The following is a 13458-nucleotide window of genomic DNA, read 5'->3' as shown; positions in this document are numbered from 1 at the left end:
GCGGCGATGCTGCGGCGGGTCAGCCGTCGTAGTCGGCACCGAGATTCTGGTTGCGCGGCGGCGCGGCGGCGGTGAGGCGCAGCGCCTCCGCGGAAGCCGAGAGGCTGCCGACCTCATCGGGCGCTTCCTCATCGTCGATCTGAACGCGCTGAAGGCTGCCGACCAGCGATTCTTCCAGGTTGTCCGGACGAACCGTTTCTTCGGCGATCTCGCGCAGCGCCACGACCGGGTTTTTGTCGCGGTCGCGATCGATGGTCAGCTCGGCGCCGCCCGAGATCTGGCGCGCGCGTTGCGCAGCCAGCAGCACGAGATCAAAACGGTTGGATACCTTGTCGACGCAATCCTCGACAGTGACGCGCGCCATGAAACGCTTCCTTCGGGCAGAGATACAGGAAAGCGCGTCAGTTAGAGGCTGGGCTGTGCGGAGTCAAGGAAATCGGCGGACGTCGCTGTAGGGCTGGCATGGACGGCGCGCTTGGTGCAAGTCGCCAGTGATGGAGCAGGCCGCCGATCCACCACCGACGATTCCGCCCGGCCTGCCGCCCGAACCGGCGCCACAGCCGGTGTTCGAGATCGCGGGCAGTCGCCTTCAGCTGCTCGACACCGGTCCGCGTCGGCTCGAAGCACTGATGGCGTTGATCGCGAACGCGCGGATATCGCTGCGACTGCTTTATTATATCTACACCGATGACGCGGTCGGCGAACGGGTGCGCGTAGCGCTGACCGATGCGGTGCGGCGCGGGGTCGAGGTCACGCTGATCGTCGACGGGCTGGGCAGCGACCCCGCCTATGACCGGGATTTCTTCGCGCCATTGCGCGAAGCGGGGGGGCGTGTGTGCTTCTTCGTGCCGCGGCTGGGGCGGCGCTATCTGTTGCGCAACCATCAAAAGATCGCGCTCGCCGATGCCGAGGACGCGGAACGCGCGCGGATCATCATCGGCGGCTTCAACATCCAGGATGATTATTTCGGCGCGCCGGGCAGCGATGGATGGCGCGATCTGGGGCTGCTGGTGGAGGGGCCGACAGCGGCGCGGCTGGGCGGATATTTCGACGCGCTCTGGCGCTGGGCGAAGCGGCCGCGCGCGCCGTTGCGCGTATTGCGCAAGGCGCTGTCACACTGGAGCGAGCCGCAGGGCGAATTGCGCTGGCTGCTCGGCGGGCCGACACGGCGGCTGTCCCCCTGGGCGCGGGCGGTGCGGCGCGATCTCAAACGCGCGTCGGCGATCGACATTCTTGCCGCCTATTTCTTCCCGAGCCCGGCGATGCTGCTGCGCCTGGGCCGCGCGGCGCGGCGTGGTGGGCGGGTACGGGTGATCGTACCGTCGATCACCGACAATCACCTGACGCTGCACGCCGCGCGCTTCACCTATCGCGGACTGTTACGACGCGGGGTCAGGATCTTCGAATATCTGCCGACCAAGCTGCACACCAAATTGTTCGTGATCGACGATGCGGTGCAGATCGGGTCGGCCAATTTCGACATGCGCAGCCTGTTCCTCAATCTGGAAGTGATGCTGCGGATCGAGGACAGGGCGTTTGCGGCGCATGTCCGCGCCTATGTCGATGCGGAAGTGGCCCGATCGCTGGAGGTGACCCGGGCGCTGCATCGTGAGCGCACCGGTCCGTGGATGCGGATGATGCAGGCGCTGACCTATTTCGTCGTCGGCGTGCTGGACTATCGCGTGACCCGCTCGCTCAACATCAACCGCGAGGATTGAGGGTTACGAAACCCTCCCCCTGGCGGGGGGAGGGTTCGACACTCACTTCACTGCGGCAAGGTCCTTCTCGGTCTTGGCCAGCAGTTCGGGGGTCAGCTTGTCGGCGGCATAGGCCGAGAGCTGCTTGAGGCTCATGCCCTTGAACATTTCATAGCTTTCATGCGCCGACAGGCCGGGGATATTGGCTTCGAGCGCGGCCTTCGCCTGTTCGTTGGCGACGATGTCCTGAATCGGCGTGTCGAGGTTGAACTTCGCGGTGGTCGCCACCGCGGCGGCGGGCGCGCCGTCCTGAGCAAACGAAACGGGCGCGAGCGGCAGGACCGATACGGCGACGGCAAGCAATAGGGTCTTCATCGAATATATCCCTCTCACGGCACGCGCGAATCGCGTCCGGCCTCTCCGGCAGCTTTACGCTAGCGTGAACCGGCGACGGGAGCGAGAGGGATTGGCGGAACCGTCGGCGTTGCGCCATGTTGAGCGCCCATGCGCGCCTTTGCCGACCTTCTCGACCGGCTGATCTACACGCGGTCGCGCAATGCGAAGCTGCGGCTGATCGGCGCGTGGCTGCGTGAAACGCCCGACCCGGATCGCGGCTGGGGACTGGCGGCGCTGACCGGGACGCTCGACCTGCCCGCGGTCAAGCCTGCGACGATCCGCGCGCTGGTGGGCGAGCGGGTCGATCCGGTGCTGTTCCAGCTGAGCCGCGATTTCGTCGGCGATACGGCCGAGACGGTGGCGCTGATCTGGCCCGAACCGGCGGTGCCGCCGCCGGAGGCGGAACCGTTGACGCTGGGGGCCGTCGTCAATCGCCTGGCCAGCCTGACGCGATCCGATGCGCCGGCTGCACTCGGCGCGATGCTCGACCGGCTGGCGGCGGACGAACGCTATGCGTTGCTCAAGCTCGCCACCGGAGGCCTGCGCGTCGGGGTGTCGGCGCGGCTCGCCAAGACTGCCTTTGCCGAAGCGTTCGGGGTCGATGTCGATGCGGTGGAGGAGGTGTGGCACGGCCTGTCCCCACCCTATGCGCCGTTGTTCGCCTGGGGCGAAGGGCGCGGGCCGCAGCCGACGACGCTGGACGTGCCGGTGTTTCGCCCCTTCATGCTTGCCCACCCGCTTGAGGAGACACAGATCGACCTCAACGACTATGCCGCGGAATGGAAATGGGACGGCATCCGAGTCCAGATCGTCCATGTCGCGGGCCAGACGCGCCTGTTCAGTCGCGCCGGAGACGACATAACGGGCAGCTTTCCCGATGTCGCCTCGGCCTTTGCCACGCCGGGCGTGCTCGACGGCGAATTGCTGGTGCGTGGCGAAGCTCAGGGTGGTGAGGCTGGAAGTTTCAACGCGTTGCAGCAGCGGCTGGGACGAAAAGTGGTTTCGGCAAAGACGCTCGCGGAATTTCCCGCGTTCGTGCGGCTCTATGACCTGTTGTTCGATGGCGCCGATGATCTGCGCGAATTGCCCTGGCATGCGCGTCGCGCGCGGCTGGACGCCTTCGCCGCGCGGCTCGACGCCGACCGGTTCGACGTTTCCGCCCTGATCGACGCGGAGGATTTTGCGGCGCTGGAGGAGCTACGCGCCGGCGCCCGCGACGCGGCGATCGAGGGAGTGATGCTCAAGCGGCGCGACGCCCCCTATGTCGCCGGGCGGCGCGTGGGCCTCTGGTATAAGTGGAAGCGCGAACCGCTGACCGCCGATTGCGTGCTGATGTATGCGCAGCGCGGGAGCGGGAAGCGATCGTCCTTCTACTCGGACTACACATTCGGCGCATGGACCGATGGCGGCGAGCTGTTGCCGGTGGGCAAGGCCTATTTCGGGTTCACCGATGAGGAGCTGAAATGGCTCGACCGCTTCGTGCGCAACAATACGACCGCGCGGTTCGGCCCGGTTCGTGAGGTGGAAAAGAGCCTTGTGCTGGAGGTGGCGTTCGATTCGATTCATGCGTCGAAGCGGCACAAATCGGGCCTCGCGATGCGCTTTCCGCGGATCAGCCGCATCCGCACCGACAAACCCGCGCATGAGGCGGATACGATTGCCGGACTGGAGCGGCTGGTTACCTAGGGACGTTCGCCTCAAGCTCGTCGAGCCACGGCCCCGCCACCCCGTCCGACGGCGCGCGCCAGTCCCCGCGCGGGGACAGCGCCCCGCCCGCGGACACTTTCGGCCCGTTGGGGATCGCGCTGCGCTTGAACTGGCTCTGTGCGAAGAAGCGGATCAGGAACTTTTCCAGCCAGTGGCGGATCGTCGGCAGATCATAGGCGACGCGTTGGTGCGGCGGCACGCCCAGCGGCCATTCGCCCGCATCGGCATCCTTCCACGCCTGCCAGGCAAGGAACGCGATTTTCGACGGCGCGAGCCCGTGGCGCACGACATAATGGACGAAAAAGTCGTTGAGCGCGTACGGCCCGATCTTCGCCTCGGTGCTCTGCATCGCGCCGCTGGCGTCGGCAGGGACCAGTTCGGGCGAGATTTCCTGCGCCAGGATCGCGTCGAGCACCGCATCGGTCTCGGCATCGAACTGGTTGGTCGCGATGCACCAGCGGATCAGAAACTGGATCAGCGTCTTGGGCACGCCCGCGTTCACCGCATAATGCGACATCTGGTCGCCAACGCCATAGGTGCACCAGCCGAGCGCGAGTTCGCTGAGGTCGCCGGTGCCGATGACGAACCCGCCACGCTGGTTGGCGAGGCGGAAGAGATAGTCGGTGCGAAGTCCCGCCTGAACATTCTCGAACGTCACGTCATAGACAGGCTCGCCATCGGCATAGGGGTGGCCCATATCGGTGAGCATCTGCCGCGCAGCGGGGCGGATATCGATCTCTTCCGCGGTGATCCCCAGCGCCTTCATCAGCGCCCACGCGTTGCCCTTGCTCCCCTCGCCGGTGGCGAAGCCGGGCATGGTGAAACCGAGAATATCGCTGCGCGGTTTCCCCAACCGATCCATTACCTTCGCTGCGACGATCAGCGCGTGGGTGGAGTCGAGTCCGCCCGAGACGCCGATGACCAGCTTCGACCCGCCGGTCGACACCATCCGTTTGCGCAGCCCCTCGACCTGGATGTTGAAGGCTTCGTAGCAGTCCTCGTCCAGCTTCTCCGGCGTGTCGGGCACGAAGGGAAAGCGGCGGATCGCGCGGTGCAGCCCGATATCGTCATGCCCCGGCTGATGATCGAACGCGATCCGGCGAAAGCGCTGCTCGGGATGGCCTGCGGCGGCGGCATTGTCGTTGAAGGTGCCAAAGCGCATCCGCTCCTGCCGCAGCCGCGCGACGTCAATGTCCGCGGTGATCAGCTCATCCTCGAGATCGAAGCGTCCCGAGGCAGCGAGCAGTTCGCCCAGCTCATAGATCAGGCTCTGCCCGTCCCAGGCGAGGTCGGTGGTGCTTTCGCCCGGCCCCGATGCGGAGAAAATATAGGCCGATGCAGTGCGGGCGGACTGGGCCGCGCACAGCATCGCCCGCTCGCGCGCCTTGCCGATGACGATGTTGCTGGCCGACAGGTTGCAAAGGATCGTCGCCCCGGCCATCGCGCCAAAGGTGGATGGGGGCAGCGGCCCCCAGAAATCCTCGCAAATCTCGGCATGGAACACGAAATCGGGCAGGTCGCTGGCGGCAAAGATCAGGTCGGTGCCGAACGGAGCGGTCTGTCCCGCAACATCGATCGTCCCCGACAGGCCGATGCCGGAGGCGAACCAGCGCTTTTCATAATATTCGCGGTAATTGGGAAAATAGCTTTTGGGCACCACCCCCAGCACCCGGCCGCGCGCGATCACCACCGCGCAATTGTAAAGCCGCCCGTTGCGCTCCAGCGCCGCGCCGACGAGCAGCACGGGCTTGAGCTTCGCGCTCGCCGCGACCAGCTCCGCCAGACCCTGCCGGGTCGCGCGCAGCACCGCGTCCTGCAGGTGCAGATCGTCGATCGCATAGCCGGTGATGCCGAGTTCGGGGAACAACAGCAGGTCAGCGCCCGCCGCATCGCCCTGTTTCGCCAGCGCGATGTGCGAGGCGGTGTTGGCGGCGATGTCCCCCGCGCTCGCGCTCGGCGTGCAGGCGCCGACCCGCACCATGCCGTGCGCGTGGATCGAATGGAACCGGTGCTTCGCCACTAGTCTATCGCCTCGCCGATCATGTCCAACGCCACGCGCATACAGGCAATCCGGGTCGGTCCGCGACCAATATCGCCAAAATGTTCTTCGCGATGGGCGGTCGGGTGATCCCGACGCGCGCACGCGAAGTGGACGAGGCCGGGTTCGTCATCGGGTCCGCCCGGCCCGGCAAAGCCGGTGATCGCCAGCGCGATATCGGCATGGCTGGCGGCGAGCGCACCTTCGGCCATCGCCACCGCCACCGCGCGGCTCACGGCCCCGCACCGCTCGACGGTGTCGCGCGCAATGTGGAGCAACTCGCATTTCGCGTCTTTCGAATAGACAACAAAGCCGCGCTCGAAGGCCGAGCTGACACCTTCGACATCGGTGAGCAGCGAAGCGAGCATCCCGCCGGTACAGCTTTCGGCAGTAACAAGGCTCAGTTTGGCGGCGCAGGCGGCCTCCAGCACCGCGCGTGCGGCGCGATCGACGTCATCCGGCAGCGCCGGTTGGAGCGTTTCTGTCATGCGATCATCCCGACATGGTGTCGGGGTCAAACGCCCGGCAGGCGTCTCTGCTCCCGATGCCCTACGCCTTGGCGGCGTAGATCATCCGCCCTTCGCCGAGCATCGCGAACAGCGTGTCGAGATCGCGCTCACCCACCGCGAAACAGCCCTGGCTGCGGCCGAGTTTGCCGTGCTTGGCGATCATGTCGGGGTTCGAATACCAGGCGCCATGCACCACGATGGCGCGGTCGAGCGCATTATAGTTGGTCGGATCGAGCCCGATCAGCCGCTGCGACAGCTGATGCTTGCCGACATAGTAATTGGCGGCAAGGAACGCGCCCTCGCACGTCGCTTCCGAACCGACCTCGTTCGAGAAGCGCTGGAGCAGGCCGATATGTTCCGGGTCCGATCCGATGCCGTGCGAGACGAGCATCGAGCGGGTCGCCCCGCCCTGAAGATCGACGAAATGGAAGCGCAGCCGCGCCGAGGGCAGCGAGAAATCGGCGATCGCGATCCGGTCCTGCTGGCGGATGCGGCTCGAATGGCGCTGGAGTGCGGCGACCGCGCGCTCGAACAGCTCGGGGCGGATGTTGCGCGGCGCGCTCGCCACGGCACGCGGCGCGGCGGGCACCGGGGTCGCAACCGGGGGCGGCGGCACCGGAGCCGACGTCGATGCTGGCAGGGCGGTGGTAACCGTCCGCGAGGCGCAGCCATAGAGCAGGCCCGTACCCGCGACGACGCCTGCGCTCTTCAGAAATGCGCGGCGCGACGCCGCGGCTTCGATCATCTTGTCCATGCGTCCTCTGTGCCCCCACAAACTCCGCTTCCGAACCGGCACTATATCAAAGATCGGCGCCGATTCGTCCTAAGGGAGTTCACAGTTTCGCATCATTTCGGCGCAGACTTCGCGCGGCTGGTCGATGGATGTCGCGCATCGGGACGGCGGCGTCAGAATCGGCGGACGGCCTGTTTTTGCTTTGCGCAGGTGGAAACCGCGTGGCAACACCTTGCCCTGACCCGCGTTAACCATACATGCCGGGAAGGTCACCGGCGTGGAATTGGGAGGCAAATATATGGGGTCTGCGGCCACGCGGGCGATATTGACGGCGGTGATCGGGGCTGCGTTGGGCTGGTCTGCACCGGCTATGGCGCAACAAGTGTCAGCGGTCGGCGCCGAAGAGATTCTGCTCCGCAACGGCCAATGGACCTGGATCGAGGACGCCGCCTATCAGCGCGCGGGGGGCGCATCGGGCGTCACGATCCTCATCAGCCTTCCCGGCCAGGTCGCCTATATCTATCGCGACGGCGTGCTGATCGCGGCCTCGACCGTCTCGACGGGCAAGAAGGGCAAGGGCACCCCGGCGGGCGAGTTCACCATCCTGCAAAAGCGGGTGCATCACCGCTCCAACCTCTACAGCAACGCACCGATGCCGTTCATGCAGCGGCTGACCTGGGATGGCATCGCGCTCCATGCCGGGCATCTGCCGGGCTACCCCGCCTCGCACGGCTGCATCCGCTTCCCGCGCGAATTCGCCAAGCGGCTCTATGCGATCACCGAGCTAGGCACCGCGGTATCGGTGGTCGGCTATGAGATCGAGGATCCCCGGGTACGGCGCGGCGTGCCGCGTCTGGCCCCCGAACAGGTGGCAAAGCGACCCGAAGCCCCATTCCTGCGCCCCGATTTTGCGGCATTTCGCACCGGCGCGTTCGATGTGGTGACGTCGAGCAACGACATCATCATCCCGGCGGTGGCCGACCAGTCGGTGTCACCCGAGGGCGTGGTTTTCGCGCCGATGGAACCGGTGGTTCAGAAGGTGCCGCGGCGGCGGCGGTAAACCCGCGGTCAGCCCCGCTCGATCGGCAGTGCCCAGCGGATCTGGTCGATCAGCATCGCTTCGAGTTCGACGGCGCCGGCGTTATGCGCGGCGGCGCGCTTGCGCAGCAGAGTCGCGAGCAGGTCCGCGCGGGTTGGCGGCGGTGCGGGCTGAGCGCGGCCGCGTGCCAGCGCACGGGAGAGCTGAAGCGATAGCGTCGTCATCCACGCACGAGTGCGTGAGCGCGGCTTTCGTGCCGGTTACCGATTGCAGTTAACGCGGGCGCGTCCACAAAGTCGCGGGGCGCGGTTCGGGCGGGTAGAGCCGCCGCCGCATCGCCGACTGTGCGAACGCCCGCGCGATCCAGCCCAGTTTCTGCGCCTTGCTCGTGCTGGCGCGATGGTCCCAGCCATGGTTGCCGCGCGCCACAACCTCGCGCGCGATGCCGCCATAGATGCCCGCCGCCGCCAGCACCGCCCAGGCCGAGCGAAAGCCGAGCGCGGGCGTGCCGTGCCGCGCACTTTCCTCATGCGCCTGTGCAAATTCGCCCAGCCAGCGCGCCATGACGGTGAGGCGCGCGCGAAAAGGCGGCTTCATATGCTGGCCGGGCGGGATGTCCATCTCGACCATCCAGTCCATCGGCAGGTAACAGCGGCCGATCCGGTCGTCCGCCTCGATATCGCGGGCGATATTGGCGAGCTGAAAGGCGAGGCCGAGATCGCAGGCGCGATCGAGCGTCGCATCGTCCTGCGGATCGACCCCCATCACCACCGCCATCATGCACCCGACCGCGCCCGCGACATGATAGCAATATTGCATCAGGTCGCTCTCGGAACGCGGGAACCAGCCCTTGGCATCGAGCGCAAAGCCCTCGATCAAATCGTGGGCGAAGCGATGCGGCATCCGCGTTTCCTGCGCGACGATGCGCAGCGCGTCGAACGGCATTTCGCCGGTCCACTCGCCCGCGAGTGCGCGATCGGTCAACGTGCGGATGCGTGCCAGTGCCGCCGCCGGGTCCGCGACCACGCTGGCGTCATGGCCATGTTCCTGCCCGTCCGCGATGTCGTCGCAGGCGCGGCACCAGGCATAGAGCAGCCAGGCGCGCTCGCGCGTCGTGGGATCGAACAATTTGCTTGCCGCCGCGAAGCTCTTGGAGCCCTTGGCGATGCTCTCCCGCGCTGCAGCCACGACCGCGTCGCGGCGTGGGGCGCTGCAGCCCGGCGCGGGGGGGGTCACAGGTCCCTGCTGCCGATCTGGCCGATCGTCGTGGCCGGCACATGCCCCGCCATCTTGTCGAGCAGGCCGTCCAGCGTGTCGTCGATCAGCAGGATCGACTGATGCTGGGGGCGCAGGAAGCCGACCTCGCCCATCTTGGCGACGAACTGGATCAGCCCGTCATAATAGCCCGAGACGTTGAGCAGCCCGACCGGATTGGCATGATAGCCGATCTGCGCCCAGCTCATCGCCTCCCAGAGTTCGTCCATCGTCCCGGTGCCGCCGGGCAGCGTGACGAAACCGTCCGACATGTCGGTGAACGCCTGTTTGCGCTCGTGCATCGTGCGCACGACATGCAGTTCCGTGCAGCCGCGATGCGCGACCTCGGCATCGACCAGCGCCTGCGGGATCACCCCGATGACCTCGCCGCCCGCCTCCAGCGCTGCGTCGGCAACTGCGCCCATCAGCCCCAGCCGCCCGCCGCCATAGACGACGCCGATCCCGCGCTCGGCCAATGTGCGCCCGACGAACCGGGCATTGTCGATATAGACCGGATCCGCCGGGGTCGCGGAGCCGCAATAGATGGCAAGGCGCTTCACGTCTGTCGTTGCTCCAGCATCAGCGCGGCGGTGGCTTTGGCGCTGCCGACCACGCCGGGGATTCCGGCGCCGGGATGCGTCCCCGCGCCGACGAAATAGAGGTTGGGAATCGAGGAATCGCGATTGTGCACGCGGAAATAGGCGCTTTGCGTCAGGATCGGCTCGAGGCTGAACGCGCTGCCCAGATGCGCGGCCAGATCGTGCTGGAAGTCGGTCGGCGCATAGCTGAACTTGGTGACGATCCGCTCATGGATGTCGGGGATCAGGCGGCGGCCGACCTCGTCCAGGATGCGCTTTTCGAGGATCGGTCGGACCTCGTCCCAGTCAACCGGCGACTTGCCCATGTGCGGTACGGGCGCGAGCGCATAGAAGGTCGAATGCCCCTCCGGCGCCATCGACGGATCGGTGACGGTCGGGTGGTGCAGGTATAGCGAGAAGTCCTCGCTCAGCACGCCATGGTCGTAGATGTCGGCGAGCAGCCCCTTATAGCGCGGGCCGAACAGGATCATATGGTGCGGGATGCCGGGCCACGTGCCCTTGATCCCGAAATGCACGACGAACAGCGACGGGGAGAAACGCTTGCGCTCAAGCCTTCCGGCGGTGCGCTGTGCGCTGCGCGAGCCCTTGAGCAGGTCGCGATAGCTGTGGACGATGTCGGCGTTGCTGGCGACCGCATCGACCTCGAACCGCGCACCCGATTTGGTGCGCACCGCCGTCGCGCGCTCGCCCAGCGTCTCGATCTCCTCGACCGCGTCGCCCAGCACCAGCTTCCCGCCCAGCCGCTCGAAGTGCCGCACCATACCGGCGACCAGCCGGTTGGTCCCGCCCATCGCGAACCACACGCCGCCGTCGCGCTCGAGCTTGTGGATCAGCGCATAGATGGCGCTGGTGGTCATCGGGTTGCCGCCGACCAGCAGCGTGTGGAACGACAGCGCCTCGCGCAGCTTCTCGTTCTTCACGAAGGTCGAGACCATCGAATAGACGCTGCGCCACGCCTGATATTTCATCAGCGCGGGCGCCGCCTTCACCATCGACCCGAAGTCGAGAAACGCGACATGGCCTAGCTTCTCATAGCCCTCGCGGTACACGCCCGCCGAATAGTCGAGGAAGCGGCGATAGCCGGCGATGTCGGCGGGATCGAGCTTGGCGATCTCGGCCGTCAGGATGCTGTCGTCATTGGTGTAGTCGAAGTTCGTCCCATCCGGCCAATTGAGCCGGTAGAAGGGCGAGACCGGGACCAGCGTGACATCGTCCGCCATGCGGTGGCCGGACAGCGACCACAGCTCCTCCAGCGACTCGGGTGCGGTGATGACCGTGGGACCGGCGTCGAAGACGAAGCCGTCCCTTTCCCAATAATAGCCGCGCCCGCCCGGCTTGTCGCGCGCCTCGATCACCACGGTCTCGACGCCCGCCGATTGGAGGCGGATGGCCAGCGCCAGACCGCCGAACCCCGCGCCGATGACTGCTGCCCGTTTCATCGCGCCGTCCCCCTGATCGCGCCCAAGGCGCGCTTGATCGGTACCGGCGGCTTGCCGGCGAGTACCCGTGCCCGATCGAACAGGCTCGACTGTCCACCATAGAAGCGGGCGATCAGCCCCGCGTCCAACCGGTAAAATCGTTCAAGGATGCGATAGCGCTCGCCCGGATCGGCCGCGCGGAACAGCATCGCCGACAACATGCGGTAATAGCCGCGCTGGCGCCATGTCTTTCGCGCATGGCCGTGGGTCAGCGCGTGCAGCGCCACGCCCGACAGGTCGCGGCTATTGCCGATGAGGGCGGCGAGGCGCACCGCATCGGGCAGCGAATAGCCGGTGACCGGGTGGAACAGCCCGGCGCGCATCCCGCCCTTGGCAACGCGATTGCCGCCAGACTTCCAATATTCCTCGAAATCGCCACCCATCGCGATCGGCAGCGCGCCAGCCTCTTCGCGCGTGACCCCCTCCACTGCGATGTTGCGCGCGCTCGCCCAGGCGTCGATCCGCTTGGCCGATGCCGCCACATCGATCTCGGGCGCATCGCTGTAATAAGTATCCTCGAGGAACAGTCGGGTCGCCGCAAAGGGCAGCGCGTACATGAACCGGTATCCGTCGATCTGCGCGACCGTCGCGTCCATCACCACCGGGCGCTTGAGCGCATGGGGTTCGGCCAGCGCCAGCTCGCGCCCCAAGAATTTCTGCCAGCCCAGATCGAGCTTGGACAGGTCGCCCGGCCCGCGGCAATCGATCACCCCGCCCGCCTCGATCCGGTCGCCATCGGCCAGCACTACCGCGCGCGCGCTGGCACCGAGCACCTTGCGCCGCGTCATCACCGCATGGTCGGGCATCGCCGCACGCACGACCTGGTCGAACCGTTCGGACTCGATGGAATAATAGGCGGATTTCAGCGTGCGGGCATGGGCCGGGAAATGAACGTCATAGCTGGTCCAGCCATAGGAGATCAGCGGCGCGACCAGCCAGCGGTCGGCGGGCGCGACATCGCTCGCGAAGAAGGACCAGAGATGGTTGCCGCCCAGCGTGCGCCCGCCCTCGATCAGGCGGACGTCGAGGGTGGGATGTTTGCGGCGCAGCGCGAGCGCGATCAGGCCGCCGGCGAGACCGCCTCCGACAATGGCGACGTCGCAATGGATGATCGCTGGCATCGCCGCCGCCTAGCGGATCGCCGGGACCGGTGGAAGCCCCGCTCATGGCGGTCACGAACCTTTCCGTCGCGGCGATGCGTTCGGCCCCACGAAATGGAGGACAGGTGATGCGAACGGCGATTGTGACGGGTGGAGCGCAGGGGATCGGCCGCGGGATTGTCGAGCGGCTGCTCGGCGAAGGCTGGGGCGTGATGGCGATCGATTTGGACCGCGTCGCGCTGCGCGAACTGGCGCAGGCGCACGCGCCGCGCCCGCTGCTGACCCAACTGGCCGATGTCGGCGACGAGGACGCGGTCGATCAGGCATTCGCGGCCTTCGCCAGGTGGAGCAGGGACGCCGGGGCCGACGGGCTCGATCTGCTGGTCAGCAATGCCGGCATCGCCGACCCGGTCAGCGGCCCGATCGAGACGCTGGCTCTGTCGGACTGGCGCAAATGGCAGGACAGCCACCTGACCGGCGCTTTCCTGATGACGCGCGGCGCTGTTCCGCTGCTTCGGCCCAGCAACGGATCGATCGTCCTGATGGCCTCGACCCGCGCCTTCCAGTCCGAGCCGAATTGCGAGGGCTATGCCGCGGCGAAGGGCGGACTGGTCGCACTCACCCATGCGCTGGCGGTCAGCCTGGGGCCGGATATCCGCGTCAATGCGATCTGCCCCGGCTGGATCGAGACGGCGCAATGGCAGAAATCGTCGCAGCGTTCGGAGCCAGAGCATCGCGTGATCGACCGCACCCAGCACCCGGTTGGGCGCGTCGGCACCCCCGACGACATCGCCGACGCGGTTCTGTTCCTCGCCGATCGGGCCGCGTTCGTCACCGGCCAGGCCCTGGTGATCGACGGGGGCATGAGCCGACGCATGATCTATGCAGATTAGGTGCGACCGCGCGCA

The 13458-nt window shown here is 66.8% G+C and carries 14 protein-coding genes; 4 read left to right on the top strand and 10 right to left on the bottom strand.

Annotated features, from left to right (window positions below; all coding sequences use genetic code 11):
* Positions 1-19: 19 nt before the first annotated feature.
* Positions 20-364 (bottom strand): DNA-directed RNA polymerase subunit omega, encoded by a 345-nt coding sequence (rpoZ, locus tag FPZ54_RS12855; RefSeq protein ID WP_145847776.1) that lies wholly within the window; start codon positions 362-364, stop codon positions 20-22.
* A 130-nt stretch (positions 365-494) separates the two neighbouring features.
* On the opposite strand from rpoZ, the gene FPZ54_RS12850 reads away from it, so the two are divergent.
* Entirely contained in the window at positions 495-1718 is a 1224-nt protein-coding gene (locus FPZ54_RS12850) for a phospholipase D-like domain-containing protein (protein ID WP_145847774.1), read from the top strand.
* Positions 1719-1760: 42 nt separating this feature from the next.
* Here the strand turns inward: FPZ54_RS12850 and FPZ54_RS12845 are convergent, their stop codons facing one another.
* Positions 1761-2072, bottom strand: coding sequence for a hypothetical protein (locus FPZ54_RS12845; RefSeq protein WP_145847770.1), 312 nt, complete (start codon positions 2070-2072; stop codon positions 1761-1763).
* 129 nt (positions 2073-2201) lie between these two features.
* Between FPZ54_RS12845 and FPZ54_RS12840 the strand changes: the two genes are divergently transcribed.
* Positions 2202-3779: a cisplatin damage response ATP-dependent DNA ligase gene (locus FPZ54_RS12840; RefSeq protein ID WP_145847768.1), complete on the top strand. Its 1578-nt coding sequence runs from the start codon at positions 2202-2204 to the stop codon at positions 3777-3779.
* Here FPZ54_RS12840 and FPZ54_RS12835 read toward each other — a convergent pair.
* From FPZ54_RS12835 to FPZ54_RS12825, 3 genes are all read right to left on the bottom strand, one after another.
* Entirely contained in the window at positions 3772-5820 is a 2049-nt protein-coding gene (locus FPZ54_RS12835) for an NAD(+) synthase (RefSeq protein ID WP_145847766.1), read from the bottom strand. The genes FPZ54_RS12840 and FPZ54_RS12835 overlap by 8 nt on opposite strands.
* Positions 5820-6326 carry a CinA family protein gene (locus tag FPZ54_RS12830; RefSeq protein ID WP_145847764.1) on the bottom strand — a complete coding sequence of 169 codons (507 nt, stop codon included), beginning with the start codon at positions 6324-6326 and terminating at the stop codon, positions 5820-5822. Before FPZ54_RS12830 ends, FPZ54_RS12835 begins: the two co-directional genes overlap by 1 nt.
* A 61-nt stretch (positions 6327-6387) precedes the next feature.
* Positions 6388-7101, bottom strand: coding sequence for a murein L,D-transpeptidase catalytic domain family protein (locus tag FPZ54_RS12825; protein WP_145847762.1), 714 nt, complete (start codon positions 7099-7101; stop codon positions 6388-6390).
* A 361-nt stretch (positions 7102-7462) separates the two neighbouring features.
* Here FPZ54_RS12825 and FPZ54_RS20350 point away from each other — a divergent pair, with 361 nt between their 5' ends.
* Entirely contained in the window at positions 7463-8140 is a 678-nt protein-coding gene (locus FPZ54_RS20350; RefSeq protein WP_422396534.1) for a L,D-transpeptidase family protein, read from the top strand.
* Positions 8141-8148: 8 nt separating this feature from the next.
* On the opposite strand, the gene FPZ54_RS12815 is transcribed toward FPZ54_RS20350, so the two are convergent.
* From FPZ54_RS12815 to crtY, 5 genes are read right to left on the bottom strand one after another with little or no spacing between them, the layout of a single operon-like run.
* Positions 8149-8343 (bottom strand): hypothetical protein, encoded by a 195-nt coding sequence (locus FPZ54_RS12815; RefSeq protein WP_145847757.1) that lies wholly within the window; start codon positions 8341-8343, stop codon positions 8149-8151.
* Between the two features lie 49 nt (positions 8344-8392).
* On the bottom strand, positions 8393-9307 hold the full coding sequence (locus tag FPZ54_RS12810; protein WP_239019567.1) for a phytoene/squalene synthase family protein: 915 nt from the start codon (positions 9305-9307) through the stop codon (positions 8393-8395).
* Between the two features lie 44 nt (positions 9308-9351).
* Positions 9352-9933 carry an LOG family protein gene (locus tag FPZ54_RS12805; RefSeq protein WP_145847754.1) on the bottom strand — a complete coding sequence of 194 codons (582 nt, stop codon included), beginning with the start codon at positions 9931-9933 and terminating at the stop codon, positions 9352-9354.
* Positions 9930-11411 (bottom strand): phytoene desaturase, encoded by a 1482-nt coding sequence (locus tag FPZ54_RS12800; protein WP_145847752.1) that lies wholly within the window; start codon positions 11409-11411, stop codon positions 9930-9932. Before FPZ54_RS12800 ends, FPZ54_RS12805 begins: the two co-directional genes overlap by 4 nt.
* The gene (crtY, locus tag FPZ54_RS12795) at positions 11408-12571 is read right to left on the bottom strand and encodes a lycopene beta-cyclase CrtY (RefSeq protein ID WP_145847750.1); all 1164 of its coding nucleotides are present in this window, start codon (positions 12569-12571) and stop codon (positions 11408-11410) included. Before crtY ends, FPZ54_RS12800 begins: the two co-directional genes overlap by 4 nt.
* Positions 12572-12678: 107 nt before the next feature.
* Here crtY and FPZ54_RS12790 point away from each other — a divergent pair, with 107 nt between their 5' ends.
* Positions 12679-13443, top strand: a complete 765-nt coding sequence (locus tag FPZ54_RS12790) for an SDR family oxidoreductase (protein WP_145847748.1) — start codon at positions 12679-12681, stop codon at positions 13441-13443.
* Positions 13444-13458: the final 15 nt, after the last annotated feature.

It is taken from the genome of Sphingomonas suaedae (assembly GCF_007833215.1).
Lineage (GTDB): Bacteria > Pseudomonadota > Alphaproteobacteria > Sphingomonadales > Sphingomonadaceae > Sphingomonas > Sphingomonas suaedae.
This window is presented reverse-complemented; position numbering and strand designations above follow the sequence as displayed.

Bases quoted from the DNA above. Each gene is read 5' to 3' on its own strand.
- rpoZ (WP_145847776.1), bottom strand. From the start codon at position 364: ATGGCGCGCGTCACTGTCGAGGATTGCGTCGACAAGGTATCCAACCGT.
- FPZ54_RS12850 (WP_145847774.1), top strand. From the start codon at position 495: ATGGAGCAGGCCGCCGATCCACCACCGACGATTCCGCCCGGCCTGCCG.
- FPZ54_RS12845 (WP_145847770.1), bottom strand. From the start codon at position 2,072: ATGAAGACCCTATTGCTTGCCGTCGCCGTATCGGTCCTGCCGCTCGCG.
- FPZ54_RS12840 (WP_145847768.1), top strand. From the start codon at position 2,202: ATGCGCGCCTTTGCCGACCTTCTCGACCGGCTGATCTACACGCGGTCG.
- FPZ54_RS12830 (WP_145847764.1), bottom strand. From the start codon at position 6,326: ATGACAGAAACGCTCCAACCGGCGCTGCCGGATGACGTCGATCGCGCC.
- FPZ54_RS12825 (WP_145847762.1), bottom strand. From the start codon at position 7,101: ATGGACAAGATGATCGAAGCCGCGGCGTCGCGCCGCGCATTTCTGAAG.
- FPZ54_RS12815 (WP_145847757.1), bottom strand. From the start codon at position 8,343: ATGACGACGCTATCGCTTCAGCTCTCCCGTGCGCTGGCACGCGGCCGC.
- FPZ54_RS12800 (WP_145847752.1), bottom strand. From the start codon at position 11,411: ATGAAACGGGCAGCAGTCATCGGCGCGGGGTTCGGCGGTCTGGCGCTG.
- crtY (WP_145847750.1), bottom strand. From the start codon at position 12,571: ATGCCAGCGATCATCCATTGCGACGTCGCCATTGTCGGAGGCGGTCTC.
- FPZ54_RS12790 (WP_145847748.1), top strand. From the start codon at position 12,679: ATGCGAACGGCGATTGTGACGGGTGGAGCGCAGGGGATCGGCCGCGGG.